The organism is Roseomonas sp. USHLN139 (assembly GCF_037145735.1).
Lineage (GTDB): Bacteria > Pseudomonadota > Alphaproteobacteria > Acetobacterales > Acetobacteraceae > Pseudoroseomonas.
The window spans coordinates 182,514-207,907 of record NZ_JBBCWY010000005.1; the positions used below are offsets into that span (position 1 = coordinate 182,514).

General features: G+C 72.2%; 22 protein-coding genes. 14 read left to right on the forward strand and 8 right to left on the reverse strand.

Annotated features, from left to right (window positions below; genetic code table 11):
- Positions 1–60: 60 nt before the first annotated feature.
- Positions 61–600 carry a DUF2239 family protein gene (locus WFI16_RS15725; protein ID WP_419898774.1) on the reverse strand — a complete coding sequence of 180 codons (540 nt, stop codon included), beginning with the start codon at positions 598–600 and terminating at the stop codon, positions 61–63.
- Between the two features lie 104 nt (positions 601–704).
- On the opposite strand from WFI16_RS15725, the gene WFI16_RS15730 reads away from it, so the two are divergent.
- Positions 705–1,010 carry a GIY-YIG nuclease family protein gene (locus WFI16_RS15730; RefSeq protein WP_419898775.1) on the forward strand — a complete coding sequence of 102 codons (306 nt, stop codon included), beginning with the start codon at positions 705–707 and terminating at the stop codon, positions 1,008–1,010.
- Here the strand turns inward: WFI16_RS15730 and WFI16_RS15735 are convergent.
- A complete protein-coding gene (locus tag WFI16_RS15735) occupies positions 1,007–3,322 on the reverse strand; it encodes a xanthine dehydrogenase family protein molybdopterin-binding subunit (protein WP_419898776.1) in 2,316 nt (771 codons plus the stop codon). The genes WFI16_RS15730 and WFI16_RS15735 overlap by 4 nt on opposite strands.
- 171 nt (positions 3,323–3,493) lie before the next feature.
- Here WFI16_RS15735 and WFI16_RS15740 point away from each other — a divergent pair, with 171 nt between their 5' ends.
- Positions 3,494–5,209 carry a methyl-accepting chemotaxis protein gene (locus WFI16_RS15740; RefSeq protein WP_419898777.1) on the forward strand — a complete coding sequence of 572 codons (1,716 nt, stop codon included), beginning with the start codon at positions 3,494–3,496 and terminating at the stop codon, positions 5,207–5,209.
- A gap of 327 nt (positions 5,210–5,536) precedes the next feature.
- Here WFI16_RS15740 and WFI16_RS15745 read toward each other — a convergent pair whose 3' ends face one another.
- Positions 5,537–6,436: a LysR family transcriptional regulator gene (locus tag WFI16_RS15745; RefSeq protein WP_419898778.1), complete on the reverse strand. Its 900-nt coding sequence runs from the start codon at positions 6,434–6,436 to the stop codon at positions 5,537–5,539.
- Positions 6,437–6,538: 102 nt separating this feature from the next.
- On the opposite strand from WFI16_RS15745, the gene WFI16_RS15750 reads away from it, so the two are divergent.
- From WFI16_RS15750 to WFI16_RS15780, 7 genes are all read left to right on the forward strand, one after another.
- Positions 6,539–7,516: a Bug family tripartite tricarboxylate transporter substrate binding protein gene (locus WFI16_RS15750; RefSeq protein WP_419898779.1), complete on the forward strand. Its 978-nt coding sequence runs from the start codon at positions 6,539–6,541 to the stop codon at positions 7,514–7,516.
- Positions 7,517–7,520: 4 nt separating this feature from the next.
- Positions 7,521–8,474 carry a hydroxyacid dehydrogenase gene (locus WFI16_RS15755; protein WP_419898780.1) on the forward strand — a complete coding sequence of 318 codons (954 nt, stop codon included), beginning with the start codon at positions 7,521–7,523 and terminating at the stop codon, positions 8,472–8,474.
- A 99-nt stretch (positions 8,475–8,573) separates the two neighbouring features.
- The gene (locus WFI16_RS15760) at positions 8,574–8,921 is read left to right on the forward strand and encodes a hypothetical protein (protein ID WP_419898781.1); all 348 of its coding nucleotides are present in this window, start codon (positions 8,574–8,576) and stop codon (positions 8,919–8,921) included.
- 4 nt (positions 8,922–8,925) lie between these two features.
- Positions 8,926–9,375 (forward strand): GNAT family N-acetyltransferase, encoded by a 450-nt coding sequence (locus WFI16_RS15765; protein WP_419898782.1) that lies wholly within the window; start codon positions 8,926–8,928, stop codon positions 9,373–9,375.
- Between the two features lie 92 nt (positions 9,376–9,467).
- A complete protein-coding gene (locus WFI16_RS15770; RefSeq protein WP_419898783.1) occupies positions 9,468–12,362 on the forward strand; it encodes a hypothetical protein in 2,895 nt (964 codons plus the stop codon).
- A gap of 108 nt (positions 12,363–12,470) precedes the next feature.
- Positions 12,471–13,466, forward strand: a complete 996-nt coding sequence (locus WFI16_RS15775; protein ID WP_419898784.1) for an amidohydrolase family protein — start codon at positions 12,471–12,473, stop codon at positions 13,464–13,466.
- Between the two features lie 85 nt (positions 13,467–13,551).
- Positions 13,552–14,010 (forward strand): hypothetical protein, encoded by a 459-nt coding sequence (locus tag WFI16_RS15780; protein ID WP_419898785.1) that lies wholly within the window; start codon positions 13,552–13,554, stop codon positions 14,008–14,010.
- Here WFI16_RS15780 and WFI16_RS15785 read toward each other — a convergent pair.
- On the reverse strand, positions 14,007–15,194 hold the full coding sequence (locus WFI16_RS15785; protein WP_419898786.1) for a GGDEF domain-containing protein: 1,188 nt from the start codon (positions 15,192–15,194) through the stop codon (positions 14,007–14,009). The genes WFI16_RS15780 and WFI16_RS15785 overlap by 4 nt on opposite strands.
- Before the next feature lie 280 nt (positions 15,195–15,474).
- On the opposite strand from WFI16_RS15785, the gene WFI16_RS15790 reads away from it, so the two are divergent.
- Entirely contained in the window at positions 15,475–16,905 is a 1,431-nt protein-coding gene (locus WFI16_RS15790; protein WP_419898787.1) for an MFS transporter, read from the forward strand.
- Between the two features lie 30 nt (positions 16,906–16,935).
- On the opposite strand, the gene WFI16_RS15795 is transcribed toward WFI16_RS15790, so the two are convergent.
- The 3 genes from WFI16_RS15795 to WFI16_RS15805 are packed head-to-tail and all read right to left on the reverse strand — an operon-like array spanning position 16,936 to position 19,566.
- Positions 16,936–18,129, reverse strand: coding sequence for a Bcr/CflA family efflux MFS transporter (locus WFI16_RS15795; RefSeq protein WP_419898788.1), 1,194 nt, complete (start codon positions 18,127–18,129; stop codon positions 16,936–16,938).
- Positions 18,126–18,572: a MarR family winged helix-turn-helix transcriptional regulator gene (locus WFI16_RS15800; RefSeq protein WP_419898789.1), complete on the reverse strand. Its 447-nt coding sequence runs from the start codon at positions 18,570–18,572 to the stop codon at positions 18,126–18,128. The genes WFI16_RS15795 and WFI16_RS15800 overlap by 4 nt, the downstream gene beginning before the upstream one ends.
- Positions 18,573–18,621: 49 nt before the next feature.
- A complete protein-coding gene (locus WFI16_RS15805; RefSeq protein WP_419898790.1) occupies positions 18,622–19,566 on the reverse strand; it encodes a LysR substrate-binding domain-containing protein in 945 nt (314 codons plus the stop codon).
- A 39-nt stretch (positions 19,567–19,605) separates the two neighbouring features.
- On the opposite strand from WFI16_RS15805, the gene WFI16_RS15810 reads away from it, so the two are divergent.
- Together WFI16_RS15810 and WFI16_RS15815 are read left to right on the forward strand one after the other, a co-directional pair.
- On the forward strand, positions 19,606–20,463 hold the full coding sequence (locus WFI16_RS15810; protein WP_419898791.1) for an aspartate dehydrogenase: 858 nt from the start codon (positions 19,606–19,608) through the stop codon (positions 20,461–20,463).
- A 136-nt stretch (positions 20,464–20,599) separates the two neighbouring features.
- On the forward strand, positions 20,600–21,559 hold the full coding sequence (locus WFI16_RS15815) for a Bug family tripartite tricarboxylate transporter substrate binding protein (protein ID WP_419898792.1): 960 nt from the start codon (positions 20,600–20,602) through the stop codon (positions 21,557–21,559).
- A gap of 141 nt (positions 21,560–21,700) precedes the next feature.
- On the opposite strand, the gene WFI16_RS15820 is transcribed toward WFI16_RS15815, so the two are convergent.
- Entirely contained in the window at positions 21,701–22,729 is a 1,029-nt protein-coding gene (locus WFI16_RS15820) for an amino acid ABC transporter substrate-binding protein (RefSeq protein ID WP_419898793.1), read from the reverse strand.
- A 211-nt stretch (positions 22,730–22,940) separates the two neighbouring features.
- On the opposite strand from WFI16_RS15820, the gene WFI16_RS15825 reads away from it, so the two are divergent.
- Positions 22,941–24,077, forward strand: coding sequence for a DSD1 family PLP-dependent enzyme (locus WFI16_RS15825; RefSeq protein ID WP_419898794.1), 1,137 nt, complete (start codon positions 22,941–22,943; stop codon positions 24,075–24,077).
- Between the two features lie 126 nt (positions 24,078–24,203).
- The gene (locus WFI16_RS15830) at positions 24,204–24,854 is read left to right on the forward strand and encodes a hypothetical protein (protein ID WP_419898795.1); all 651 of its coding nucleotides are present in this window, start codon (positions 24,204–24,206) and stop codon (positions 24,852–24,854) included.
- Positions 24,855–25,394 lie beyond the last annotated feature (540 nt).

Below are 25,394 nucleotides of genomic sequence, written 5' to 3' on the forward strand. Positions count from 1 at the left end.
GCAGCAGCGACGCCACCCGGCCCGCACGAGACCGGCCGGCTTAGGATCGGCCGGCGCGGCTCAGCGATCCGGCGCGGCGTCCAGCAGCCGCAGCGCATGCGCCGCCACGTCGCCCGGCCAGGCGGCCATCCTCTCTTCCAGCGCCTCGCGGTCATGGGCGAAGAGGGCGCGGCTGGCCTCCTCGAAGCCGGGCAGGTCGCCGGCGATGGCCGAGAGGAAGCGATAGGCCGCCTCCTGCGCCGCGCGCCGCTGCTGGACCGGATCGCGCCGGGCCTGCTCGACCAGCTTGCGCAGGGTCACCGAGGCGCCGCCGGGCTGCGCCGCCAGCCAGTCCCAGTGCCGTGGCAGCAGTGTCACCTCCCGCGAGGTCACGCCGAGCTTCGGCCGGCCCTTGCCGCGCGGCGCTTCCAGCCGGGCGCGGAGCTCCGCCGGCGTGCCGCGCAGGTCGAGGTCGATGACCCGGCCGCTGGCCTCCTCGAAGACCAGCAGGGGCGCCGCGGCCCCGGCGGCGGCGGCCTGGACGGCGAGCGCGACCTCGGCCAGCGGCCCTTCGGCAAGCTTGCGGGTTCCGAGGAAGGCGGCGCAGCGGCGGTCGCTCATGATCAGCACATCCCTATTTACACCCGGGTATAAATACCTCTAGGAGATTTACCAGGGTAAAAATGAGGAGCATAGCCTTGGACCAGGCAGCAAGACGGGCCGCCGTGGCGGCCTGGAAGGAGCGGAAGGTGGTGGGCGGCGTCTATCGCCTGCATTGCGCCGCGACCGGCGAAAGCTGGGTCGGCCACTGGCCGGACCTGGCGACGGTGCGCAACCGGCTGGCCTTCACCCTCGACCGCGGCACGCATCCCGATCCCGGGCTGCAGCGCGCCTGGGCCGCGCGCGGCGGCGCGGCCTTCGCCTTCGAGGTGCTGGAGGCGGTCGAGGAGGGCGAGGGTCCGCTCGCCAGGCGGCCGCGCGAGGAGCGCGCCGCCGCCTGGCGGGAGCAGCTTCGCGCCGGGCGGCTCTAGCTCCCCATCAGCGCCCAGACCCGCGGCGGCGTCAGCGGCATCTGCAGCGTGTCGGCCGCTTCGCGCTTCCCGGCCCGCGCCAGGGCATCGGCCACCGCGTTGACCAGGGCAGGGGTCGCGCCGATGGTGCCGAGCTCGCCCACCCCCTTCACGCCGAGCGGGTTGGTGCGGCAGGGCACCGACTGGTCGAGCGCGGTGACATAGCCCGCCACCAGCCCGGCCCGCGGCATGGCATAGTCCATGAAGCTGGCCGAGAGCGGCTGGCCGGTCTCCGGGTCGTAGACCACCTGCTCGCACAGCGCCTGGCCGAGGCCCTGCAGCGCGCCGCCGGCGATCTGCCCCTCGACGATCATCGGATTGACCACCCGGCCGGCATCATTGACCGAGACATAGGACAGGATGGCGACGTCGCCGGTCTCGGCATCGACCTCCACCTCGCAGATGTGGCAGCCATTCGGCCAGGTGGGGCCGGAGACGCTGCTGGTGCTGTCGATGAAGATGCGGCCCTCCGGCTGGCGCGCCGCCAGCTCGAACAGGTCGATGCCGCGGTCGGTGCCGGCCAGCTGGATGCGGCCCTGCTGGTATTCCAGGTCGCCGGCCGAGACCTCCAGCGCCTCCGAGGCCAGCTCCTTCGCCTTGTCGACCGTCCGGTCGGCGGCGACCTTCACGGCCGAGCCGGCGGTGAACAGCGAGCGCGAGCCGGCGCTGCCGAAGCCGCTGCCGCGGTCGCTGTCGCCGAAGACCACGCGGATCTTCTCCAGCGGCACGCCGAAGACGTCGACGGCGAGCTGGGCGTAGCTGGTGGCGATGCCCTGGCCCATCGCCTGGGTGGTGGCATAGATCTCGATGGCGCCGTCGCCCTGCACCGCGACCGTCACCCGCTCCTCGAAGACATTGCCGCCGGTCCATTCCAGGAAGGTGGCGATGCCGCGGCCGCGTTTCTTTCCGTTGGCCGCCGAGGCGCGGGCACGCGCCTCGAAGCCGTCCCAGTCCGCCAGCGTCAGCCCCTGGTCCAGCATCTTCTCGAAGGCGCCGCTGTCATAGGTCTGGCCCATGGCATTCTTGTAGGGCATCAGCTCGGGGCGGATCATGTTGCGGCGGCGGAGCTCCGCCGGATCAATCCCCATGCGGCGGGCGGCGACATCCATCAGCCGCTCGATCAGGTAGATCGCCTCCGGCCTTCCGGCGCCGCGATAGGGGCCGGTCGGCGCCGTGTTGGTCATCACCGCGGTGAAGCGGAAATCGACCACGCCGATGTCATAGATGCTGGTCGAGACCCAGGGGCCGATCAGCAGCTGGATGGCGATGCCGGAATTGCGCGGATAGGCGCCCATATCGGCCAGCGTCCGCACCCGGAAGCCCAGCACTTTTCCCTGCGCGTCCAGGGCCAGCTCGGCATGGCTCTCGGTATCCCGGCCATGCAGGGCGGCCAGGAAATCCTCCATCCGGGTGGCGGCCCATTTCACCGGGCGGCCGACCTGGCGCGCGGCGAAGGCGACCACCGCATCCTCCGGATAGAGGCCGGTCTTCATGCCGAAGCCGCCACCGACATCGCCGACCAGCACGCGCACGCTGCCCTCGGGCAGGTTCAGCAGGTCGCGGATGGCATCCCGCGCGCCGGAGGGCATCTGGCTGCTCATCGTCACGGTGACCCGGCCGGTCGCCGCGTCATGCGCGGCCAGCACCACGCGCGGCTCCATCGAGACCGGCGCCAGCCGCTGGTTCACCAGATCGAGCGAGACGACATGGGCGGCGCCGGCAAAGGCCGCCGCGGTCGCCGCGGCATCGCCATACTGGGTCTCGGCGACGATGTTGCCGCCCTCCCACAGGGCGGGTGCGTCCGCGGCGGCGGCGCGGGACAGGCCGATGGCGGCCGGCAGGTCCTCGTACTCGACCTCGATCGCCTCGGCGGCATCGCGCGCCAGGGCGGGCGTCTCGGCGATGACGGCGGCGACCGCGTCGCCGACGAAGCGCACCGTGCCGCGCGCCAGCAGCGGCTGTGCCGGCGCCCCCAGCGGCGCGCCGCCCGGCCGCTTGAAGGGCAGGGTGACGGCCATCGGCTTGACGCCGGCCGCCGCCAGGTCGTCGCCGGTGATCACTGCCAGCACGCCGGGCATGGCCAGGGCCGGCGCCGCATCGATCGCCACGATCCGCGCATGGGCATGCGGCGAGCGCAGGAAATACAGATGCGCCTGGCGCTCCGGCGCCAGGTCGCCGGTGAAACGGCCGAGGCCTTCCAGCAGCGCCTTGTCCTCGATCCGCCGCACCTTCTGGCCGCTGCCGAAACGCCCGTAGCCGTTGCCATCCGCCATGCCGTCTCTCCCTCGCGATATCCCGCCGGACCAGCCTAGCCAGCGCGCGCCGGGCCGGACAAGCCGACCAGGCCAGCGGGGTGGGCAAAGGCCAGGCTTCCGGCCACAAGCTGTTCACGATTTCGTGACGATACTGATCCGACCCGTTTTCCTGGTGGGATCGATCGCCGGATGTTCAGTCTCTTCTCGCGCTTCTGCCCCGAGCGTGCCCTGCTGGAGGCAGCGGGCCGCTCCCAGGCGATCATCGAATTCGCCCTCGACGGCACCATCCGCCGCGCCAACGACAATTTCCTCAAGGCGATGGGCTACACGCCGGCCGAGATCCGCGGCCAGCACCACCGCCTCTTCGTCGACCCGCGCGAGGCGCAGTCGGCGGCCTATCGCGATTTCTGGGACGCGCTGCGCCGCGGCGAGCACCGCAATGCCGAGTTCCGCCGCCTGGCCAAGGGCGGCCGCGAGGTCTGGATCCAGGCCAGCTACACGCCGATCCTGAACCGCCGCGGCCGGCCGGTCGGCGTGGCGAAGTTCGCCACCGACGTGACCGAGGCGAAGCGCCGCTCGATCGCCGATGGCGCCCAGGTGGCCTCGGTCCACCGCTCCCAGGCGGTGATCCATTTCCGCATGGACGGCACGATCACCCAGGCCAATGACATCTTCCTGCAGATGATGGGCTATTCGCTGCAGGAGGTGGTCGGCCAGAACCACCGGATGTGCGTGACGCCGGAGCAGGCCAGCAGCGGCGAATACGATGCCTTCTGGGCCCGGCTGCGGCGCGGCGAATTCCAGCGCGCCGAGTACAAGCGGCTGGGCAAGGGCGGGCGCGAGGTCTGGATCCTGGCCACCTACACCCCGGTGCTGGGCCTGGACGGCACGCCGGTGGAGGTGATCAAGTTCGCCACCGACATCACCGAAAGCAAGCTGCGCACAGCCGATTTCGAGGGCCAGATCGACGCCATCAACAAGTCGCAGGCGGTGATCCAGTTCGACATGGCAGGCCAGGTGCTGCAGGCCAACCACAACTTCCTGCAGGCCATGGGCTATGCCGAGGCCGAGGTGGTCGGCCGCCACCACAGCCTGTTCGTCGAGCCCGGCCTGGCGGAGAGCCAGGACTACCAGGAATTCTGGTCGAAGCTGCGGCGCGGCGAATTCCACTCGGCGGTCTACAAGCGGATCGGCCAGGGCGGCCGCGTGGTCTGGATCAGCGCCACCTACAACCCGATCCTCGACCTCAACGGCCGGCCCTGGAAGGTGGTGAAATACGCCTCCGACATCACCGCCCGCATGCAGTCGCGCGCCCAGGCCATCACCTTCGCCGGGCAGACGCTGAGCAACGTGCAGTCGGTGGCCGCGGCGGTGGAGCAGATGAGCGCCTCCGCCGCGCAGATCTCGGAGACCATGCGGCGCTCGCAGACGGTGGTGCAGGACATCACCCGCAAGGCCACCGATGCCGACCAGGCGACGCGCCGGCTGCAAGCGGCGGCGGCGGCGATGGACCGGGTGGTGCAGCTGATCCGCGCCATCGCCTCGCAGATCAGCCTGCTGTCGCTGAACGCCACCATCGAATCCGCCCGCGCCGGCGAGGCGGGCCGCGGCTTCGCCGTGGTCGCGCACGAGGTGAAGCAGCTCGCCAACCAGACGACGGCCGCGACCCAGCAGGTGGCGGAGAATATCGAGGCGATGCAGTCGGTCTCGGCCGAGGTCGGCACGGCGCTGCAGGCCATCGCCGGCTCGGTGGACTCGCTGCTCGACTATGTCGGCGCCGCGGTCGGCGCGGTGGAGGAGCAGGGCAACGCCACCCAGGAGATTTCCTCCAACATGCAGGCGGCCTCGGTCGATGTCGCCGGCATCACCCGCAGCCTGAGCGCCGGCATGGAGGTGGCCGCCTGACGCAGGGCGTCAGGCGGCCGGTTCCGGGCAGCAAGGGGGGAGGAGGGGGGAAGGCCGGTCAGACGGTCCGCGAGGCGGGCCGGGCCCGGCCCGGGGCCTGGGTGCCCTGGGGCTGCGGGGCCGGGGCCCAGGGCAGGTGGACGATCGCCATGGTGAGGTCGGAGAAGGACATGACAGGCAGCTCCTGAAAGGTCGGGGCAGGATGCCTCGGCGTCTGCAGCAGAGACTGGGCCTGGCCGCGCCGCCTGCCCAATTCCCGCTGCTGATGCCGGCTATTCGCCGCCACCCGCGCGCCGCGTCCATCTTCCGGCCATGCCGCAGCCAGGATCAGCCGAGCCCCGGCCCGACCGCCGCGACTTCCTCGGCCACGATCCCCGCCACCGCCTCCAGCCCCGAGGCCGGGTAGAGCACGTGGTAGTCGAGCCGCGGCATCGGCGGCGTGGTCTCGATGATGCGCAGCTGGCCCGAGGCGACTTTCGGCAGGAACTGCGTCCGCGGCATCAGCGCGATGCCGAGCCCGGCGATGGTCATGCCCGACAGCGCGGTCAGGCTGTTGCAGGCCAGGATCAGCTGCGGCCGCTGGCCGTTCTCCAGCAGCCACTCATTGACCACCGCCTGCAGGCCGGAGCGCTGGGTCTGCGCCAGCAGCGGGAAGCGCGCCAGGGCGGCGGCCGGCAGCGGCCCGGGCGGCAGCGGCCCGAGGCTGGCGCCGGCCATCCAGGCCAGCTCCAGGCTGGCCACCTTGCGCGCATGCAGCAGCCCGCCCGGCGGCGGCCCCGGCGCGATCGCCATGTCGCTGCGCCGGTCCAGCAAATCCTGGTGCAGGTCCTCGGCCAGCTTCACCTCGGTGCGCAGGCGGATATGCGGCAGCCGCGCGCGGATCCGGCCGATCAGCGCCGGCAGCACAGTCAGCGCCACCAGCTCGGTGATGCCGATGCGGAACTGGCCGGCATATTCCGCCGGATCGTCCAGCGTCGCGCGCATCCGCGTCCTGAGCGCCAGCATCTCGGCGCAGAGCGGCAGCAGGGCATGCCCATGCCGCGTCAGCTGCGGCGGCCGCGCGCTGCGGTCGAACAGCGGAAAGCCCAGATCGGCTTCCAGCTCGACGATGCGCTTGGAGATCGCCGGCTGCGTGGTGCCGAGCGCCGTGGCCGCGGCGGCGAAGCTGCCGGCCTCGACGATGGCATGGAAGGCTTCGACCTGGCGCAGCGAGACCATGGCTTTCATGCCGGAAAGTTATCGCCAGCGATGAATATATATGACTTTCCAGCAGGGCAAGCCCGGTTAGGATTGGCGGCAACGAGACCATCCACGAGGAAACCGAACAGAATGCTGACCCGCAGGCGTCTTGGCGCCACTGCCCTGGCGGGCGTGCTCGCCGCCCCAGCCATCTCCCGCGCCGACGACGCCTGGCCCGCCGCCCGGCCGATCGAGGTGATCGTGCCCTATCCGCCGGCCGGCGGCATCGACCTGATGGCGCGGCTGGCGGTGAAGTACCTGCCGAAGCACCTGCCGCAGGCGCGCTTCGTGGTGACCAACCGGCCCGGCGCCGGCGGCCAGACCGGCAACGAGGCGATCTTTTCCGCGCGGCCCGACGGCTTCACCATCGGCGCCATCGCCAGCCTGGCGCTGAGCTCGATCCCGCTCGAGCGCCGGGTGCGCTGGAACATTGCCGAGTATTCCTACATCGCCAATGCGGTGGACGATCCCGGCGCCTTCTGGGTGCGCGCGGACTCGCCGATCAAGGACCTGGCCGATCTGCGCGCCCGCGCGGCGGCGAAGCCGGAGGCGGTCTCGATCGGCACCGCGGCCGGCATCGGCTCGGACGACCACCAGCTGCTGCTCGCCTTCGAGGAGGCGACCGGCGTCAAGGCGCTGAATTCCCCCTACAACGGCACGGCGCCCTGCATCCGCGACCTGCTGGGCGGGCAGATCGACGCCGCCAGCTACAACAACAGCGAGGGGCTGGCGCTGCTGCGCGAGGGCCGCACCCGCTGCCTGGGCCAGGCCGCGCCGGCGCGCTGGCAGGCCATGGCCGATGTGCCGACCTTCCGCGAGCAGGGGATGGATGTGCTGGGCGGCTCGGCGCGCGGCTTCATCGCCCCGCCCGGCCTGCCGCAGCCGGTCCTCGACCAGCTGGTCGCCGGTTTCGGCAAGCTGCTGGCCGATCCGGAATTCCTGGCGGAGGCGCAGACGCTCAATCTCCCGCTGCGTCCCATCATCGGCGATGACTACAGAAAGTTCGTCCTCGCCGAGGCCGAGACCGTGAAGGGCCTGTTCGCCCGCCGCCCCTGGAGCCATGGCTGATCCGATGCGCAAGGTCCTCGTCCTGAACCCGATCCATCCCGACGGCCTGGCGCGGCTGGCGGCCGACCCTGGGGTGGAGCTCGTCGGCCCCGGCGACATCACGCCGGAAAACCTGCCCGGCCACCTGGCCGGCGCCGAGGCCATCATCGTCCGCGGCACCGCCATCGATCGGCCGCTGCTGGCCCAGGCGCAGCGGCTGCGCCTCGTCGTCCGCCACGGCGTCGGCTATGATTCCGTCGATGTCCCGGCGCTGCAGGAGCGCGGCATCACGCTCGCCATCACGCCCGAGGCCAATGCGCTGTCGGTCGCCGAGCACACGCTGATGCTGATGCTGTCGCTGTCCCGCCAGATCGCGCGCTTCAATGCCAGCGTGCGCAGCGGCGCCTGGGTGGTACCCGGCCAGTCGCCGACCCGCGACCTGTTCGGCCAGACCGTGCTGCTGCTGGGCTTCGGCCGCATCGGCACGCGGGTGGCGAAGCTCTGCGCCGGCTTCGGCATGCGCGTGCTGGTGCATGACCCGGCGATCCCGGCCAACACCATCCGCGGCCTTGGCTTCCTGCCCGCGCCCGACCGCGCCGCCGCGCTGGCGGAAGCCGAGATCGTCTCGCTGCACTGCCCGTCCAATGCGCTGACCCGCAACATGGTGGACGATGCCTTCCTGGCGCAGATGCGGCCCGACGCGCTGCTGATCAATGCCGCCCGCGGCACGCTGGTCGACGAGGCGGCGCTGGAGCGGGCGCTGGCGCGCGGCCATCTGCGCGGCGTCGGCATCGACGTCATCGCCGAGGAGCCGATGCGCGAAGTCCCCGCCTTCCTGGCGCATGAGCGGGTGCTGGTCACCCCGCATGTCGCCGCCAGCACCGCCGAGGGGCTGCACCGCATGGCGCTGGCCTCGGCCGACAACGTGCTGCAGTTCTTCGCCGGGGCGCTGTCGCCGGAGGCCATCGTCACCGCCTGACCCGGCGCGCCCATCCTTGTGACCGACGGCCGCGTTGACAGCGCGGCCGGGCAGGGCGGTAGCTGGTGTCCGGATCGACGAGGCATTGGCGGACGGCGGATGGACCTGACGGGGCTGCTGGTGATCCTGGGCGCGCTGCTGACCGGCGGCGCGATGCTGGCGGTGCTGGGGCTCTGCGGCCTCTCGGCCCTCGCCCTGCGGCTGCGCCAGAGGCCGCGGCCGCTGGCGCTCTACCAGGCCATGGCAGGATCCTTCGCCGCCGCCCTGCCGGCGGGGCTGGTGCTGCTGGTGCTCTTCGCCACCGACGGCCACGACACGATGCGGCCGCTGCTCGGCGCGGTCGAGGCGGTCTGGCCGCTCAGCCTGCTGCTCTGGCTTGGCCTGCTGGTTCTGGTTTGGTGGGCCGGCGCGCGGCTGCTGCGCCGCGCCCTCCTGCGGGCGGCGTGACGCCATGCGGATCCGCGCCGCCCTCGATCGCGACGCCGCCGCGATCAGCGCGGTGGTGGTGGCGGCGCTGCGGCAGAGCAACGCCCGCGACTATCCGCCCGCGGTGATCGAGGCGGTGGCCGCAGCCTTCGCCCCCGAGGCGGTGCGCGGCCAGATCGCCCGCCGCCGCGTCTTCCTGGCCGAGGCGGATGGCGTGGTCATTGGCACCGCCGCGCTGGAAGGCGATGTGGTGCGCAGCGTCTTCGTCGCCCCCGACCACCAGGGCCAGGGCATCGGCCGCGCCCTGATGGCGATGCTGGAGGACACGGCGCGGGCCGCCGGCGAGACGGCGCTGCGCGTCCCGGCCTCGGTCACGGCCGAGGGTTTCTACGCGCGGCTCGGCTACACCCGGCAGCGCGAGGTGGTGCAGGGGGCGGAGCGGACCATCGTCATGGCGCGGGCGCTGACCGGCTGAATGCAAAGGCCTGGCAGCCCGACGGTCACAATGATATCACTTCGCAACGGTAAGGCGCGCCTGCCTGATTCTCTCTGGATACCTCCCGACCGATGGCCTCGCTGCAAGGAACTGCTGGTGCCGATCTCCTGGTGGGGAGCAATGGCAGCGACCGTCTGACCGGTCTGGCGGGCGATGACGTCCTGCAGGGTGGGGCTGGCGACGACATCCTGGAAGGCGGCCTCGGCCAGGACGTGTTGACCGGCGGCAGCGGCAATGACCGCTTTGTGTATCGGAGCCTGGCCGATCTGGACGGCGATACCATCGCGGATTTCGCCCTGGGCGACCTGCTCGACCTCTCGGCCATCAAGGGGCTGAAGTTCCATTACGGCGAGCCCGCCAATTCCATCGATGGCGGCGCGCATCTCTGGCTGACGTCGGACGAGTACCACGCGTCACTGGAGTATCGTGTGGGCTTGAGCCAGTACGGCCTGCTGCGCTTCGCCGCGGGCATGGCGCTGGAGGAGACCGCCGCCGGCAGCGGCATCCTGCGCATGGCCGTGGGCCGCGACCTGATCGGTAACAGGCACAGCGAGACGCTGACCGGCGGGGGCGGCAACGACACCCTCCAGGGGGGCGGCGGCAACGACACGTTGCGGGGCCTGGCCGGCAACGACGTGCTGGATGGTGGCGCAGGCAATGATCGGCTGGAGGGGGGCGCCGGGGCCGACCGCCTGACCGGCGGCGCCGGCAACGACCGCTTCGTCTACACCCGCCTGGCCGATCTCAGCGATGACACCCTCGAGGATTTCTCGATGGGCGACTTGCTGGACCTGTCGGCCATCAAGGGGTTGCGCTTCTTTCTCAGCGAGCCTGAAACCTATGGCGGAGGGCCGATCGCCTGGCTCGAAGCGCGTGACAGCTATGCCACGCTTTATGTCGAGGATGGCTGGAACGATCGTGTCTGGCTGCACTTCTCCAACGGCGTGGCACTGGAGGAGACTGCGCCCGGCAGCGGCATCCTGCGCATGGCCGCTTCCCGCGACCTCACCGGCACGGCGGCGGCCGAGACGCTGACCGGCGGCGCCGGCAACGACAGGCTGGTCGGCCTCGGTGGCAATGACGTGCTGCTGGGCCTTTCGGGCAATGACCGGCTGGAGGGCGGCGCCGGTCGCGACAAGCTGGAAGGCGGGCTGGGCGCCGATACGCTGTCGGGCGGCGCGGGCAATGACCGCTTCTATTATCGTCAGCTCGCCGAGATGACCGACGACGTCATCCTGGACTTCGCCCCCGGCGACACCCTCGACTTCACCGCCATCAAGGGGCTGCGCTTCTTCCACAGCCGCCCGGACAATATCTGGGATGGCGGGCCGGTGCTGTGGGTGGAGGGCTATGGCAACGACATCCAGCTCCGCTACCAGAATGGCAACAACGACGATGGCTGGATGCAGATCGTCGGCCAGATCGCGCTTGAGGAGACCGCCCCCGGTAGCCGCATCCTGCGCGTCGCGACCCCGGTCCGGCTCGAGGGCACGGCGAAGGCCGACACACTGGTCGGCGGTGCCGGGCATGACCGGCTGACCGGGCTGGCCGGCAATGACGTGCTGCGCGGCGAAGCCGGCAACGACGTCCTGGACGGCGGCGACGGCAACGACCGCCTGGAGGCCGGGGCGGGCGCCGATACCCTGAGCGGCGGCGCCGGCAATGACCGTTTTGTCTACAACGTGCTGAACCACTTGGCCGACGATGTCATCCTGGATTTCACCCGTGGCGACCTGCTGGATCTCAGCGGCATCCCCCAGTTCCTGTTCTCCCATGACCGTCCGGAGAACACCTGGGAGACCAAGAACGGTCCGCTGCTCTGGATCGAGCAGGGCTCCGATCGGACCATGGTGGAATACCAGTACGGCCCGAACGTCTATGGCACTCTGACCCTGATGGGTCGCCTGGCCCTGGAGGAGACCGCGCCCGGCAGCCACGTCCTGCGGCTGGCGAGCCCCGTGGTGAGCAACGGCACGGCCGCAGCCGAGACCCTCACCGGAGGCCTGGCCAATGATCGGCTGAGCGGCGGCGGCGGCGATGACCGGCTGTTCGGCCTCGCCGGCGACGACCGCCTGGATGGCGGCGAGGGGCGGGACGAGATGCAGGGCAGGCAGGGCGACGACCTCTATATCGTCGACAATGCCCGCGACCGGGTGATCGAGGCGGCGGGGGCCGGCGACGACACCGTGCAGGCCTCGGTGTCCTATGTTCTGCCCTCCGAGGTCGAGGCGCTAACGCTGACTGGCACGGCGGCAATCAACGGCACCGGCAATGCGCTGGACAACGAGATCACCGGCAATGCAGCGGCCAACAGGCTGGATGGCAGCATCGGCGCGGATCGGATGGCCGGGGGCGCCGGCAACGACACTTACATCGTCGACAACGATGGCGACTGGGTGGTGGAGCAGGCCGGTGAGGGCATCGACACCGTCTTCGCCAGCCTCTCCTACGTGCTGGGCGCCAATGTCGAGCGCCTGACCTTGACCGGCTCGGCATGGAGCGGCATCGGCAACGAGATGGCCAATCTGCTGACCGGAAACGACCGCGACAACCTGCTCTGGGGCGGCGCCGGCAATGACACCCTGCTCGGCGGCGGCGGCGGCGACATGCTGCATGGCGGTAGTGGACGCGACACGCTGACCGGCGGCGCCGGAGCGGACAGCTTCGTCTTCGACACCGCGCTCGGCAGCAGCAACATCGATGTCATCCGCGACTTCGATCCGGCCGAGGATGTCATCCTGCTGTCGCGGGCGGTCTTCGCCGCCCTGCCGCAGGGCCGGCTGCGCGATGGCGCCTTTGCGACGGGCAGCCGCGCCGGCGAGGCGGATGACCGCATCCTCTATGACGCCGCCAGCGGCGCGCTGCGCTATGATGCCGACGGTACCGGCGCCCAGTCCGCGGTGCAGTTCGCCACGCTGGCCAAGGGCCTGGCTCTGACCGCCGCCGACTTTCTCGTGATCGCCTGAGGTCTTTCAAGCGGGTCCTCCGCCATCCTGGCACCATTGCGGCGGCCGCTGCGACGGGCCAGACTGCCACAACGGCCTCGGCGAGAAGGCCCCAGGGAGGAGGATACCATGCTGTCACGCAGGCAAAGCCTGGTTCTGGCCGGCGCTGGAGGCGTCGCTGCCGCCACCGGCCTGGCGCGCGGTGCGGCGGCGCAGGGCGCGGCGCCCAGCGCCACCCCCACCGTGCGCACGCCGGTGAATTTCGAGGTGCCCCCCGGTGCCTGCGACTGCCACACCCATGTCTTTCCCGACCCGCAGAAATTCCCCTTCTGGAGCGGCCGGGTCTATACGCCGCCGATCGCGACGGCCGACGACCTGCTGAACCTGCAGCGCGCGCTGCATCTCGACCGCGTCGTCATCGTCCAGCCCAGCGTCTATGGCACCGACAATGCCGCGACCCTGGACGGGCTGCGCCAGCTCGGGCCACAGCGGGCGAGGGGGGTCGCGGTGATCGGCCCGCAGACCACGGCGCAGGAGCTCGACCGCATGCAGGCGGCCGGCATCCGCGGCATCCGCGTCAATCTGGAGACCGGCGGCATCACCGATCCGGCGCGCGCCGGCCAGGTGCTGGAGGCGGCGCTGGCGCAGATCCAGGGCCGGCCCTGGCACCTGCAGGTCTATGCCCGGCTGCCGCTGATCGAGGCGCTGCAGGACCGGCTCTCCGGCCTGCCCATGCCGGTGGTCTTCGACCATTTCGCCGGCGCCCAGGCGGCGGCGGGCGTCGAGCAGCCGGGCTTCGCCGCGGTGCTGACGCTGGTGCGCTCGGGCCGGGCCTATGTGAAGATCTCCGGCGCCTACCGCGCCTCGGAGGAGGCGCCGGACTACCCGAAGGTGGCGCCGCTGGCCCAGGCCCTGATCGAGGCCAATCCCGACCGCATCGTCTGGGGCACCGACTGGCCGCATCCGGACAGCGCCGTGCTCGCCGGGCGCGCGGCGACCGACATCGCCGCGCCGGTGCCGGTGGATGACGGGCGGGTGCTGAACCTGCTGACCGACTGGGCCCCGGACGCCGCGGTGCGCCGGCGCATCCTGGTGGACAACCCGGCCCGGCTCTACGGATTCTGATCGGCCGACCGGCGGCGGGCGGGTTGCCCCGCCCCCGCCTCGGGACCAAGCTCGGGGGGTGATCCGCCGCCCGCGAGGAGCCCGCATGTCCCATCCGCTGACCGTTGCCGCCCTCTATGCCGGACGCAAGGCGCGGCGCGACGCCGAAATGGCGCAGCTGCACCAGGCCGATCAGGAGGCGGTGAAACAGCGGGATGCCGAGCATCGCGCCTTCCTGGCCCGCGCCCTGACCGAGGCCGATGCCGCCGAGATCCAGCACCGCATCCTGCGGGCCTTCGGCCGGCACGAGCGGGAAGTGCAGGTGCTGTCCTTCCCCTCGGATTATTGTGACGATGGCGGGCGGCGCATCAACCACGCGCTGCCCGGCTGGGAGGAGCAGCTGCCCGGCTTCGCGCATGCCGTCTATGCCTACTGGTCGCAGACGCTGAAGCCGGGCGGCTTCGGGCTGCAGGCGCGCATCGTCAGCATGGAGGACGGCATGCCCGGGGATGTCGGCCTCTTCGTCACCTGGCCGGACGAAGTCGCCTTCGAGGGCGGCGCCTAGGCGACGACCTGGTCGCGGCCCTGCGCCTTGGCGCGGTAGAGCAGCGAATCGGCCCGCGCCATGCCGATCTCGAGGCCCGGCGCGCCGGCGCCGACCGCGGCCAGGCCCAGGCTGATGGTATAGGGCGGCTGCCCGGGCACGGGCTGCGCCACCGCCGCGCGCATCCGCTGCGCCAGGGCGGCGGCCTGGGCCTCGCTGGTGCGCGGCAGCAGCACCAGGAATTCGTCGCCGCCCAGCCGGAACAGCTCGCCGGCGCGCTCGCTGGCCAGGGCCGCCATGCGCGGGGCGAAGCCGGCCAGCACGGTGTCGCCCGCCGCATGGCCGTGCCGGTCGTTCACCGCCTTGAAGTGATCGATGTCGAGCAGCAGCAGCGTGCCGCCGCGGACGAGGAAGCCGCGCTGCCGCGCCGCCAGGCCGGCGCGGTTCCAGGCGCCGGTCAGCGGGTCGCGCAGGGCCGCCTCGCGCAGGGCGGCACGGTCGCGCTCGCCCGGCACCGCCAGCAGGCCGAGATAGAGCACCGGCAGCAGCAGCTGGTCGGACAGGATCGGCAGCAGCGCGGCGAAATTGGTCGCCGGCACCGCCTGGGTGTCGAGCGCGATGGCGATGCAGTAGCCCGGGATGTAGCCGAGCGTGGCGCAGCCGGCGAGAACGCGGCCGGCACCGCCCGGCGCCGGGCCGCGCCGCGGCGGGCGCAGCAGCACCAGGCCGACCACCAGCGCGTTCAGCAGCAGGCCAAGGCTGCCGGCGATGCGGCGGCCGGTGAAGGGCGGCAGGCCGGCGAACCCGGCCAGCGCCTCGCCGGCCCAGGCGGCCAGGCCCAGCAGCAGCACCGCCAGCATCCAGCCACGCCAGGGCCGGCGGCCATCCGACAGGCGCAGGCCGGTGACCAGCAGCAGGTTGCTGGCGACGATGCCGGTCAGCAACAGGCAGACCGCCGGCAGCGACGGCTCGCCGGCCGGCGCCGTGGCATCGGCCATCACTTCCAGCCCGACCAGCGCCGCGCCATAGGCCACGGCGCTGCTCGACCAGTGCAGCAGATAGCGATCCTCGCGGCGGCCGATCCACAGCAGCAGGAAGACGAGGCAGAAGGCCGCGGTCAGCAGCACGGCGCAGAGGCGCAGCGTGCTCAGGTCGGGCATGGTGATCAGGGGCATGGCGCGGGGGAAGTCGGATCCGATGAGCACGGGCAGCGGCGCTGCTCTTAGCACGTCTCACGGCTTCGTGTGGAAGAATGCAGTGTTCTGCATCCTCTGCTGTGCACGCATGGAACCAATTTCAGCGGCTCTCACGAACAACCATTTTCCTTCCATATTTTACATAACTTCCCTTATGGAACTTATGGTGACGGGTCTCCGGGACGACCCTGGATTGGCGACGGCGATGTGACCGCGCCTCACCGGAAGCTCGCTTGCCCTCGGCCCATGCCTTGGCCAGAGCGGAAGCGCCCATCTGTCCGGAGGCCGTGTGCCGCAGTCCCGCTCCCCTTTCCCTGCCGCCGATCCCGCGGAAGCCTCTTTCTCGCGCTCCTCGGCCGCGGCCATTGCCGGGCTGGCGCTGGTCGCCTTGCAGGGCAGCCTCGCCGCCATGCTGCTGCCGCTGCTCGCCGCCCCCCTGGCGCTGAGCAGCACCGAGCTGGGCTGGCTGTTCAGCGCGCAGCTGGCCGGGATGGTGCTCGGCCTGCTGCCGATGGCCTCGCTGGTGCCCTTGGCCGGGCCGCGCGGCGCCTTCCGCCTCAGCCTGCTGATGGTGCTGGGAACGGCGCTGCTGGCGGCGCTGCCGCTGGGCTACGCGCCGACGCTGGCGCTGCGGCTGCTGCAGGGCATCGCCACCGCCCTGCTGCTGCCGGCCAGCCTGTCGCTGCTGCGGCTCAGCGCGGCCGGCGGACGGCTCGGCCTGGCGGTCGGCGCCGGCGGCCTGGCCGCGGCCCTGTCGCTCTATTTGCCCTCGCTGGCCTGGCTGCTGCTCAACGCGCTCAACCTGCTGCCCACCGGGCTGGCCGCCGCCGTGCTGGCGCCGGTGGCGCTGGCAGGCTGGGCGCTGTCCAGCGCCGCGCCGGCGGCGCGGCAGCTGCCCGGAGGCTTCGATCCGCTGGGCATGCTGCTGTCGGTGGCTACCCTGGCGCTGCTGCTGGTCGGCATTCCCGGCCTGCTGCTGCTGCGCAACCCGCTGCTCGGCGCGCTGCTGCTGGGCGGGCTGGTGCTGCTGGGGCTGTGGATCTGGCAGCAGCGCGGGCGCGAGGCGCCGCTGCTGCCCGGCGACCTGCTGGCCCGGCCGCGCTTCACCGGCGCGCTGCTGGCCCGGCTGCTGGCCACCGCGGCGCTGGCCCTGGCCGAGCTGGTGCTGATCAACCACGTCGTCCGCGGCTGGGGCATTGGTCCGGCGGTGCTGGCGGTGCCCCTTGGCCTGGCCGGACTGCTGGCCGGCGCCGCGGCGCTGGCGGCCGGCTGGCTGCTCGACCGCCGGCCGGCGGCGCCGCTGCTGCCGCTGGCGGCGGTGCTGCTGGGCGCCGGCTATACGCTGTTCGCCGCGCTGCCGCCGGGCGAGGCCGCCGGCCTGCTGCTGCTCGGCCTCCTCGCCCTGGCGGCGGGGCGCGGCCTGCTCGAGGCCAGCATCACCATCCGGCTGCTGCGCAGCGCGCCACCCGGCCGCTCGCCGGCGGCGGCAGCGGCGGCGGCGCTGGTCGACGGCCTCGCCCGGCTGGCAGCCCCGCTGATGCTGGCGCTCGCCCTGGCGCTGCCGACCCTGACCGGCGGCGAGGCGGTGCAGGCGCTCGGCCTGGCGGCGCTCCTGGCCCTGCTGGCCGCCCTGGCCGGCTGCCTGGGCCAGGCCGGGGACGAGGATCTGCAGGGCTCGCAGGAGCCGGATACCCGGGTCTTCTCCGACCAGGAGGACTGACGCGGGGGATCGGGTGTCCTCGGCCGCCTCTCAGGCCCGGCGCGGCGCGCGCAGCGCCAGCAGGAAGCCGAGCTGGCTCAGCACCCCGGCGCTGACCAGGATCAGGCCGACGGCCAGCGCATGGTCGCGGCTGGCGCCCGACAGCGCGGTGCAGACCGCGCCGATCGCCATCTGCGCGAAGCCGTAGAGCCCGCTGGCCGAGCCCGCCACCTGCGGATTGACGCTGAGCGCCTCGGCCAGCGCCGGCGGCCCGGCCAGCCCGGCGCCGAAGGTGAACAGCGCCATGCTGATCACGGTGATCGCCACGCCGAGCGTCCCCGTCAGCACGGCGGCCAGGAACAGCGAGGCGCCGAACAGGCTGACCAGGTTGCCGCGCACCATCAGCCTCGCCAGCCGCACCCGCCGCGCCAGCCGGCTGGCGCAGGCGCTGCCCAGCCAGATGCCGAAGACGACGATGGCCAAATAGAGGCCGACCTCGCCCGAGGACCGGCCGAGCTCCCCGGTGATGATGAAGGGCGCCGCGGCGATGAAGGCGTACATGGAGGTCGTCGCGCAGCCGCCGCCCAGCGCGTAGCCCAGGAAGGCCGGCGAGCGCAGCAGCCGCAGGTAGCTGCGCAGCACCTGGCCGCTATCCTGCCGGCTGGCCGGCGCGACCCCCGCCGGGATCCAGCGCCAGGCCAGCAGCGCGTTCAGCACGCCGAGGCCGCAGAGCGACCACAGCACCGCCCGCCACCCCGCCGCCGCCGTCAGCGCCGTGCCCAGCAGCGGCGCCAGCCCCGGGCCCAGCGCCACCATCAGGTTCATCGTCGCCAGCCGCTGCGCCGCCTCCGACAGCGCCGCCCCGTCGCGCACGATGGCGCGTCCCAGCACCAGCCCGGCGCAGCCGCCCAGCGCCTGGAACAGCCGCGCCGCGATCAGCGAGGCGGCGTCCGGCGCCAGCGCCGCGGCCAGGCCGGCCGTGGTGTAGAGGAAAAGCCCGGCCAGCAGCACCGGGCGGCGGCCATAGCGGTCCGAGAGCGGGCCATAGACCAGCTGCCCGACCGCCAGCCCGGCGATGTAGAAGCTGATGGTCAGCTGCAGCGAGCCGGGGCTCGCCCCCAGCGCCGCCGCCGCCTGCGGCAGGGCGGGCACGAAGACATGCATGGCCAGCGTGCCGCTGAAGGTGATCAGCGCCAGCAGCCAGAGCGGCGCGCGGCGCGGCTCGGGCAGCGGCGTGTCGCTCACGCCTCCCGCTCCGCCAGCGCGGCCAGGATGTTTTCCAGCACCCCCTCGGCGGCTGCCAGCGCGGCGTCGTCGACGCCGGCCAGCACGGCGCCGCGCACCTCGGCCGAGGCTTCCTCGACCTGCGCCACCAGCGCCTGGCCGGCCGCGGTCAGGAAGATCGCCTTGGCGCGGCGGTCATCGGGGTCCTCGCGCCGCTCGATCAGCCCGGCCGCCTGCAGCGCGTCCAGCAACCGCACCACGGTCGAGCTGTCCAGCGCCAGCGAGGCCGCCAGCGCCTTCTGCCGCATCGGCTGCGGCGCACGCGCCAGATGCAACATCGGCAGCCAGGTCGCCTCGGTCAGGCCATAGGCCTGCAGCCGCTGGTCCACCGCCCGCCGCCATTGCCGCGCCACCTGCCCGACCAGCCGGCCGAACCCTTCCCGGCGTTGCGCCGCCTCCGCCATCTGCCCCTCCGCCTGCGGAAAGATGCATCAGCATTAATTTGCAATGCACCTATTGTCGAGCGTCTGCCGCCGCCTCCTCCAGCAGCCAGGCGCGCAGCGCGGCGATCGCCGGCTCCTGCGCCCGGCTGCCCGGAAACAGGAAGAAATAGTCGCCGGCGCTGGGGATGCGGGCGGTGCTGGCGGCGACCAGCGCGTCACCGGAGGGCAGCAGCACCTCCGGCACCAGCGCCACCCCCTGGCCGCGCCGCGCCGCCTCCAGCGCCATGAAGAAATGCCCGAAGCTCGGCTGGCCGGGGGCCGGCGCGCCGCCCCGCACCCCCTGGGCGCGCAGCCAGTCCGGCCAGGCATGCCGCCGCGTCGAGGTATGGATCAGCGGCATCCTGGCGAGCTCCGCCGCCGCCACCGGCGCGCCGCCCGGCAGCAGCTCGGCGCGGCACACCGGCACCAGCACATCGGGGAACAGCGGCTCGGCCACCAGCCCGGTCCAGTCGGCCACCATCTGCAGCTCGATCCGCGGGGCGCGCGCCGGATAGCGCCGCCCCGGCAGCGGCCCGACGCGGATGGCGACATCCATCTCCCCCGGCGCCAGCGCCGCCGGCGCGATCGAGGAGAGCAGCCGCAGCTCCAGCTCCGGATACCGCTTGGCGAAGCGGTCCAGCCGCGGCATCAGCCAGGCCGAGGTGATGGTGGGCAGCGCCCCCAGCACCAGCGGCCGCGGCCCGGCACCGCGCAGCCGCGCCGACCCTTCCTCCAAGGTCGAGAAGACCTCGTCGGCCAGCCGGGCCAGGGCCTGCCCGGCCTCGGTCAGCTCTACCCGGCGCGTCAGACGGCGAAACACCGGCCGACCCAGCCAGTCCTCCAGCACGCGGATCTGCCGGCTGACGGCGCCCTGGGTGACGCCGAGCTCGCCCGCCGCCGCGCTGAAGGAAGACAGCCGCGCCGCCGCCTCGAAGCCGCGCAGCGCATGCAGGGGGGGCAGGTGTCGCCGGGCCATGCATGATCCTAGCTCATGCATCGGCGGCATGGAATTAGGTTGTCGGGCGCGCTGTCCCCCGCTTCCATCGCGGCCATGCCGAAGCAGAACCGCCCGCCCCTCCGCATCGCCATCGCCGGTCTCGGCGCCGTGGGCCTCGCCGTCGCCCGCGCCCTCGACGCCGGCATCCCCGGCTGCCAGCTGGTCGCCGTCTCCGCCCGCGACCGCGAGGCCGCCGCTGCGCGCCTGGCCGGGCTGAAAAGCCCTGTCCCGGTCGTCGCCATCGAGGCGCTCGAGCCGCTGGCCGACCTGGTCATCGAATGCGCCCCCGCCGCGCTGCTGCCCGCCATCGCCGAGCCCTTCCTGCGCGCCGGCAAGACGGTGATGGTGCTCAGCGCCGGCGCCCTGCTGCGCCATGAGCACCTGGTCGCGCTGGCACGCGAGGAAGAGGGCCAGATCATCGTGCCCACCGGCGCCCTGCTCGGCCTGGACGCCGTGGTGGCGGCCGCGGAAGGAGAGATCACCGCCGTCCGCATGATCACCCGCAAGCCGGTGCGCGGCCTGGTCGGCGCCCCCTACCTGGTCGAGAACAACATCGCCATCGAGGATATCCGTGAGCCGCTGCGCATCTTCCAGGGCACGCCGCGCGATGCCGCGGTCGGCTTCCCGGCCAATCTGAACGTCGCCGTGGCGCTGTCGCTGGCCGGCATCGGGCCGGACCGCACCACGCTGGAAATCTGGGCCGATCCGGCACTGACCCGCAACACCCACCGGATCGAGGTGGAATCGGACTCGGCCTTCCTCTCCATGGCGATCGAGAACATCCCGTCCGAGAACCCCAAGACAGGACGGATCACGGCGCTCTCGGTCATCGCCTGCCTGCGCAAGCTCAGGGCGCCGCTGCGCGTCGGGACATGAAAACCCGGGGGGAATGAATTCCCCCCGGACCCCCCTTCTTTTCTTTCTGCACGTTCACGGGCGGGCCTGCGGCCGCGCCCCACCCAAAAAAAACGACGCCGTCACGGCCACACCGAACGAAGGCCGGAACAACAACATGCTTCGCAGAACACTGATCGCCGCGACCCTCGCCGCCCCCGCCATCGCCCGCGCCCAGTCCTGGCCGACCGCGCCCGTCCGCCTGCTGGTGCCCTTCTCCGCTGGCGGCCCGACCGACCTGCCCGCGCGGCTGATCGCCGATGAACTGTCAAAGAGCTTCGGCCAGCGCTTCGTCGTCGAGAACCGCACCGGCTCCGGCGTCATCGTCGCCAGCGACGCGGTGGCCAAGGCGCCGAAGGACGGCCAGACCCTGCTCTACACCACGGTCGGCCACGCGGTCGCCCGCGCCCTCTTCCCGCACCTGCCCTTCGACCCCATCGCCGACTTCCAGCCGGTCGCCCATATCGGCCGCATCCACAACGTCGTCATGGTCAACAAGGACGTCCCGGCGAAGACCCTGCCCGAGCTGCTGGCGCTGTTCCGCGCCAATCCGGGCAAGTTCAACTACGCCAGCAACGGCAATGGCGGCTCGATCCACCTGGCGACCGAGCTGCTGCTCGCCATGGCCGGCGGTCTGGACGTGACGCATGTCGCCTATCGCGGCTCCACCGCCGCCATGCCCGACCTGCTGAGCGGCCACGTCGCCATGATGCTCGACGTCATCTCCAGCGGCATGCCCTTCATCCAGAAGGGAGAAACCCGCGGCCTGGCGATCACCGCGGCGCAGCGCTCGCCGCTGTTCCCGGACCTGCCGACGGTCGCCGAGACCATCCCGGGCTATGAGAGCTTCACCTGGCACATGGTGCTGGCCCCGGCCGGCACGCCGCCGGCCACGGTCGCCCTGCTGAACGCCGCGATCAACAAGGTGGTCGCCGATCCGCGCCACAGGGCGACGCTGCAGGGCCAGGGCATGGAGGTGGTGAGCGACAGCACCCCCGCCAGCAGCGCCGCCTTCCTGCAGGCCGAGATCACCAAATGGGAAGCGGTGATCCAGAAGGCGGGCATCAAGGCGAGCTGAGCGCCGCAGGAACGCGGCGTTATCGCCGGACAGGCAGCCGGCCCCGCTTCCGGGGCCGGCTGAGACCGCGAAGGCGGCCCGCGCCTTATGGCGCGAAAGCCCAGCGCGCGGAGGCGCGCGCCGGCGCCTGAGGCAAGAAAATCACCGCATCGGCAGGGGGTAGTGCAGGCCGCCCTTGGTCCACAGCTCGTTGATCCCGCGCGCCAGGCCGATCGCGGTCTGCGGCCCCATGTGGCGCTCGTAGATCTCGCCGTAATTGCCGACCGCCTTGACGACATTCACCACCCAGGTCGGAGAGATCTTCAGCGCCTGGCCCAGCTCCGGCGTCACGCCCAGCAGGCGGCGGGTGTCGGGATTGGTGCTCTGCTTCCCCATCTGCTCGGCATTCGCCGAGGTGACGCCGCGCTCCTCCGCCTCGAACAGCGCGTTCACGTACCAGCGCACCAGGTCGAACCACTCGTCGTCGCCGCGCCGCACATAGGGGCCATAGGGCTCCTTCGAGAAGCGCTCCGGCAGGATGGTCCAGTCCGCCGGGGTCTGCATCGACGACCGCGCCGCCGCCAGCTGCGAGGCGTCGGTGCCGAAGCTGTCGCAGCGCCCGGCCTGCAGCGCCGCCATCGCCTGGTCGGTGCGCTCGAACAGGATCGGCGTGAAGGGCAGGTTCTGCGTGCGGAAGTAGTCGGCCGTCACCAGCTCGTTGGTGGTGCCGCTGACCAGGCAGATCGTGGCGCCGCCCATCTCGGAAGCCTTGGTGACGCCGCCACTGGCCTTCACCATGAAGCCGTGCCCGTCGTAGAAATACGGCGTGATGGCGCGCAGCCCCAGCGTCACGTCGCGCATCATCGTGTGCGTGCTGGTGCGGAACAGCACGTCGATCTCGCCCGAGCCCAGCGCGGTGAAGCGCGTCGACGAGCTCAGCGGCTGGAACCGCACCTTCGAGGCGTCGTTGAACAGCGCGACCGCCAGCCCGCGGCACATGTCGACATCCAGCCCCTGCCAGCTGCCGCGCGCATCCGGCAGGGCGAAGCCGGCGATGCCGGTATGGATGCCGCAGACCAGCGTGCCGCGCGCCTTGATGGCGTCCAGCGTGGCGCCGGCCTGCGCCGGGGCAGCGGCGCCGAACCAGGTGGCCACCGCCGCGACGGTGGCCAGGATGGTGCGCTTCAGCATGATGAGCTTCCCTGTCGCGTTTTTCTCACGCAAAGGTGCGGACTCGCAACGTTGCCCGTCAAGCCTGCCCGCCCCGGCTTTTTCGCGCTGCGCCGCAGCAGGCCGCGCGAAACGCAGGCAGCCTGCCCAGCCGGCGGTCGTTTCCGACCCGGTGGCGCCCCGCCGTCCGCCGGGGCATGCTGTCAACGACCCGACCGCCAGGACCCCCGCCATGCCGACCCGCCTCGCCCAGCTCATGACCCCTGCCCTGGTCCTCGACGAGGCGCGCATGCTGCGCAACGTCACCCGGCTGGAGCGGCAGCTGCAGCCGCACGGCGTCACCATCCGCCCGCATCTGAAGACGGTGAAATCGGTCGACGCCGCCCGCCGCATCCTCGGCAGCAGCCGGGGCCCGGCCACCGTCTCCACCCTGAAGGAGGCGGAGGAATTCGCCGCCGCCGGCATCACCGACCTGCTCTATGGCGTCGGCATCGCGCCGGCGAAGCTGCCGCGCGTGCTGGCGCTGCGGGCGGCCGGCTGCGACCTGGCGCTGGTCCTCGACAGCCTCGGCCAGGCCGAGGCGGTGGCCGCCGCCGCGCGCCAGGCCGGCGACGCCATCCCGGTGCTGATCGAGATCGATTCCGACGGCCACCGCTCCGGCCTCGACCCGGCCGATCCGCGCCTGGTCGAGATCGGCCGCCGCCTGCACGAGGGCGGCGCCACCCTGCGCGGCGTCGTCACCCATGCCGGCGAGAGCTACGGCGTCTCGGGCGCCGAGGCGCTGGCCGCCTTCGCCGAGCGCGAGCGCCTGGCCGCGGTCACCGCCGCCGAGCGCCTGCGCCAGGCCGGCCTGCCCTGCCCGGTGGTCAGCGTCGGCTCGACGCCCACCGCGCATTTCGCCCGCGACCTGACCGGGGTCACCGAGGTGCGCGCCGGCGTCTATGTCTTCTTCGACCTGGTCATGGCCGGCATCGGCGTCTGCACGCCGGACGACATCGCGCTCTCGGTCCTGACCACGGTCATCGGCCACCAGAAGGAGCGCGGCTGGATCATGGTCGATGCGGGCTGGATGGCGATGTCGCGCGACCGCGGCACCGCGGTGCAGGCGGTCGACCAGTTCTATGGCCTGGTCTGCGACATCGACGGCCGCCCCTATCCCGACCTGGTGCTGAAGGCGGCCAACCAGGAGCACGGCATCGTCGCGCTGCGCCCCGGCAGCACGGCCGCCCTGCCCGAGTTGCCGCTCGGCGCCGTGCTGCGCATCCTGCCCAACCATGCCTGCGCCACCGCAGCGCAGTTCGACGGCTACGAGGTGCTGCCCGCCGACGGCACCCCCCTGACCCACTGGCCCCGCTTCCGCGGCTGGTGATTTTTTCCCGGTTGTTCCGGCCCCCCTTTGCATCGGGGCGGGCCGGAACGGGCGGCTCGATTGGCCAAGCTTGCAGGCGGCAGCGTCCAGGCGCTTGATACCGGGATCCTCCTGGGAGACATCGCCATGCTGCCACTCACCCGCCGCGCCCTGCTGGGCGGCGCCGCGCTGCTGGCCCTTGCCGCCTCGCCGCTGGGCCGGCTCCTGGCGCAGCAGCCGGCCCCCGCCGCGGGCACGCCCACCCGCCTGCGCGGCCGCATCACCGGCCTCGACGGCGCCACGCTGCGCATCGCCACCCGCGAGGGCGGCACCGCCGAGGTGACGCTGGCCGAGAATGCGACCGTCTCCGCGCTGCGCCGCGTGGCGCTGGCCGACATCACCGCCGGCACCTCGGTCGGCGCGGTGGCCGAGCCGCTCGACGGCCCGGGCGCCGAGGGCGCGCTGAAGGCCGTCGCCATCACCGTCCTGCCGCCCGGCATGCGCATCACCGAGCGCCAGGTGGCCTGGGACCTGGCGCCCGGCACCTCGATGAATGACGGCCCGGTCGAGGCGGTGGTCGAGAGCGCCGGCGGCCGCGATCTGCGCCTGTCGATCCATGGCAAGCCGGTGCTGCTGCGGGTCACCCCGGAAACCCCACTGCTGATGCCGATCCCCGCCAGCCGAGCCGATCTGGTCGCGGGTGCCGCCGTCTTCATCAATGCGATGCAGGGCGCCGATGGCCGCCTCTCCGCCGCCCGCGTCATCGTCGGCAAGGACGGGGTGGATCCGGCGATCTAGGACCGGGCGGCAGGCCCGTGCCGCCACGACGGCACGGGCCTGCCGCGTGCCTTGCCGGATCGGCGCGATCAGGGAAGCGGCCGGGGCCGGCGCGCTTCCTCCACAAGCCACGCGTCATCAGTCGCCGCCGTCAACCATCCTTCATGGAATCGGTTTCATGATTGATGACGGCACGATTTTTACGTCGAAGCGGGGGCAGCTTGTCGCCGTGGTGATCCTGTCGCCCCGGCGGCGTCCTTCCCGCCCTGCGGGCCTGGCGGCACCCTCTCGATGCACGGCGCGAAAGCCCGGCGTAAACGGTCGTGCAGGCGGCTCCGCGGCCAGTGCTGACCGCCAGGTTTATGCTTCCTGGCAGCCCGCCATACCCGACCGGGACGGCCAAGCTTGAGCATGACAGCGGCCAAGCCTGGACTTGGGCGTTCGCCGGGATTGTAGATGCCAGGCCGCAAGTCGCCCGATCCGCCGTGATGCAGGGTCCGGGCGGGCATGGCGGGAGGGCTTTCTGGAATTGGTCACACCGAAACATGGCAATGCCTGCCA

Bases quoted from the DNA above. Each gene is read 5' to 3' on its own strand.
- WFI16_RS15725 (WP_419898774.1), bottom strand. From the start codon at position 600: ATGAGCGACCGCCGCTGCGCCGCCTTCCTCGGAACCCGCAAGCTTGCC.
- WFI16_RS15735 (WP_419898776.1), bottom strand. From the start codon at position 3,322: ATGGCGGATGGCAACGGCTACGGGCGTTTCGGCAGCGGCCAGAAGGTG.
- WFI16_RS15740 (WP_419898777.1), top strand. From the start codon at position 3,494: ATGTTCAGTCTCTTCTCGCGCTTCTGCCCCGAGCGTGCCCTGCTGGAG.
- WFI16_RS15745 (WP_419898778.1), bottom strand. From the start codon at position 6,436: ATGAAAGCCATGGTCTCGCTGCGCCAGGTCGAAGCCTTCCATGCCATC.
- WFI16_RS15750 (WP_419898779.1), top strand. From the start codon at position 6,539: ATGCTGACCCGCAGGCGTCTTGGCGCCACTGCCCTGGCGGGCGTGCTC.
- WFI16_RS15755 (WP_419898780.1), top strand. From the start codon at position 7,521: ATGCGCAAGGTCCTCGTCCTGAACCCGATCCATCCCGACGGCCTGGCG.
- WFI16_RS15760 (WP_419898781.1), top strand. From the start codon at position 8,574: ATGGACCTGACGGGGCTGCTGGTGATCCTGGGCGCGCTGCTGACCGGC.
- WFI16_RS15765 (WP_419898782.1), top strand. From the start codon at position 8,926: ATGCGGATCCGCGCCGCCCTCGATCGCGACGCCGCCGCGATCAGCGCG.
- WFI16_RS15770 (WP_419898783.1), top strand. From the start codon at position 9,468: ATGGCCTCGCTGCAAGGAACTGCTGGTGCCGATCTCCTGGTGGGGAGC.
- WFI16_RS15775 (WP_419898784.1), top strand. From the start codon at position 12,471: ATGCTGTCACGCAGGCAAAGCCTGGTTCTGGCCGGCGCTGGAGGCGTC.
- WFI16_RS15780 (WP_419898785.1), top strand. From the start codon at position 13,552: ATGTCCCATCCGCTGACCGTTGCCGCCCTCTATGCCGGACGCAAGGCG.
- WFI16_RS15800 (WP_419898789.1), bottom strand. From the start codon at position 18,572: ATGGCGGAGGCGGCGCAACGCCGGGAAGGGTTCGGCCGGCTGGTCGGG.
- WFI16_RS15805 (WP_419898790.1), bottom strand. From the start codon at position 19,566: ATGGCCCGGCGACACCTGCCCCCCCTGCATGCGCTGCGCGGCTTCGAG.
- WFI16_RS15815 (WP_419898792.1), top strand. From the start codon at position 20,600: ATGCTTCGCAGAACACTGATCGCCGCGACCCTCGCCGCCCCCGCCATC.
- WFI16_RS15820 (WP_419898793.1), bottom strand. From the start codon at position 22,729: ATGCTGAAGCGCACCATCCTGGCCACCGTCGCGGCGGTGGCCACCTGG.
- WFI16_RS15825 (WP_419898794.1), top strand. From the start codon at position 22,941: ATGCCGACCCGCCTCGCCCAGCTCATGACCCCTGCCCTGGTCCTCGAC.
- WFI16_RS15830 (WP_419898795.1), top strand. From the start codon at position 24,204: ATGCTGCCACTCACCCGCCGCGCCCTGCTGGGCGGCGCCGCGCTGCTG.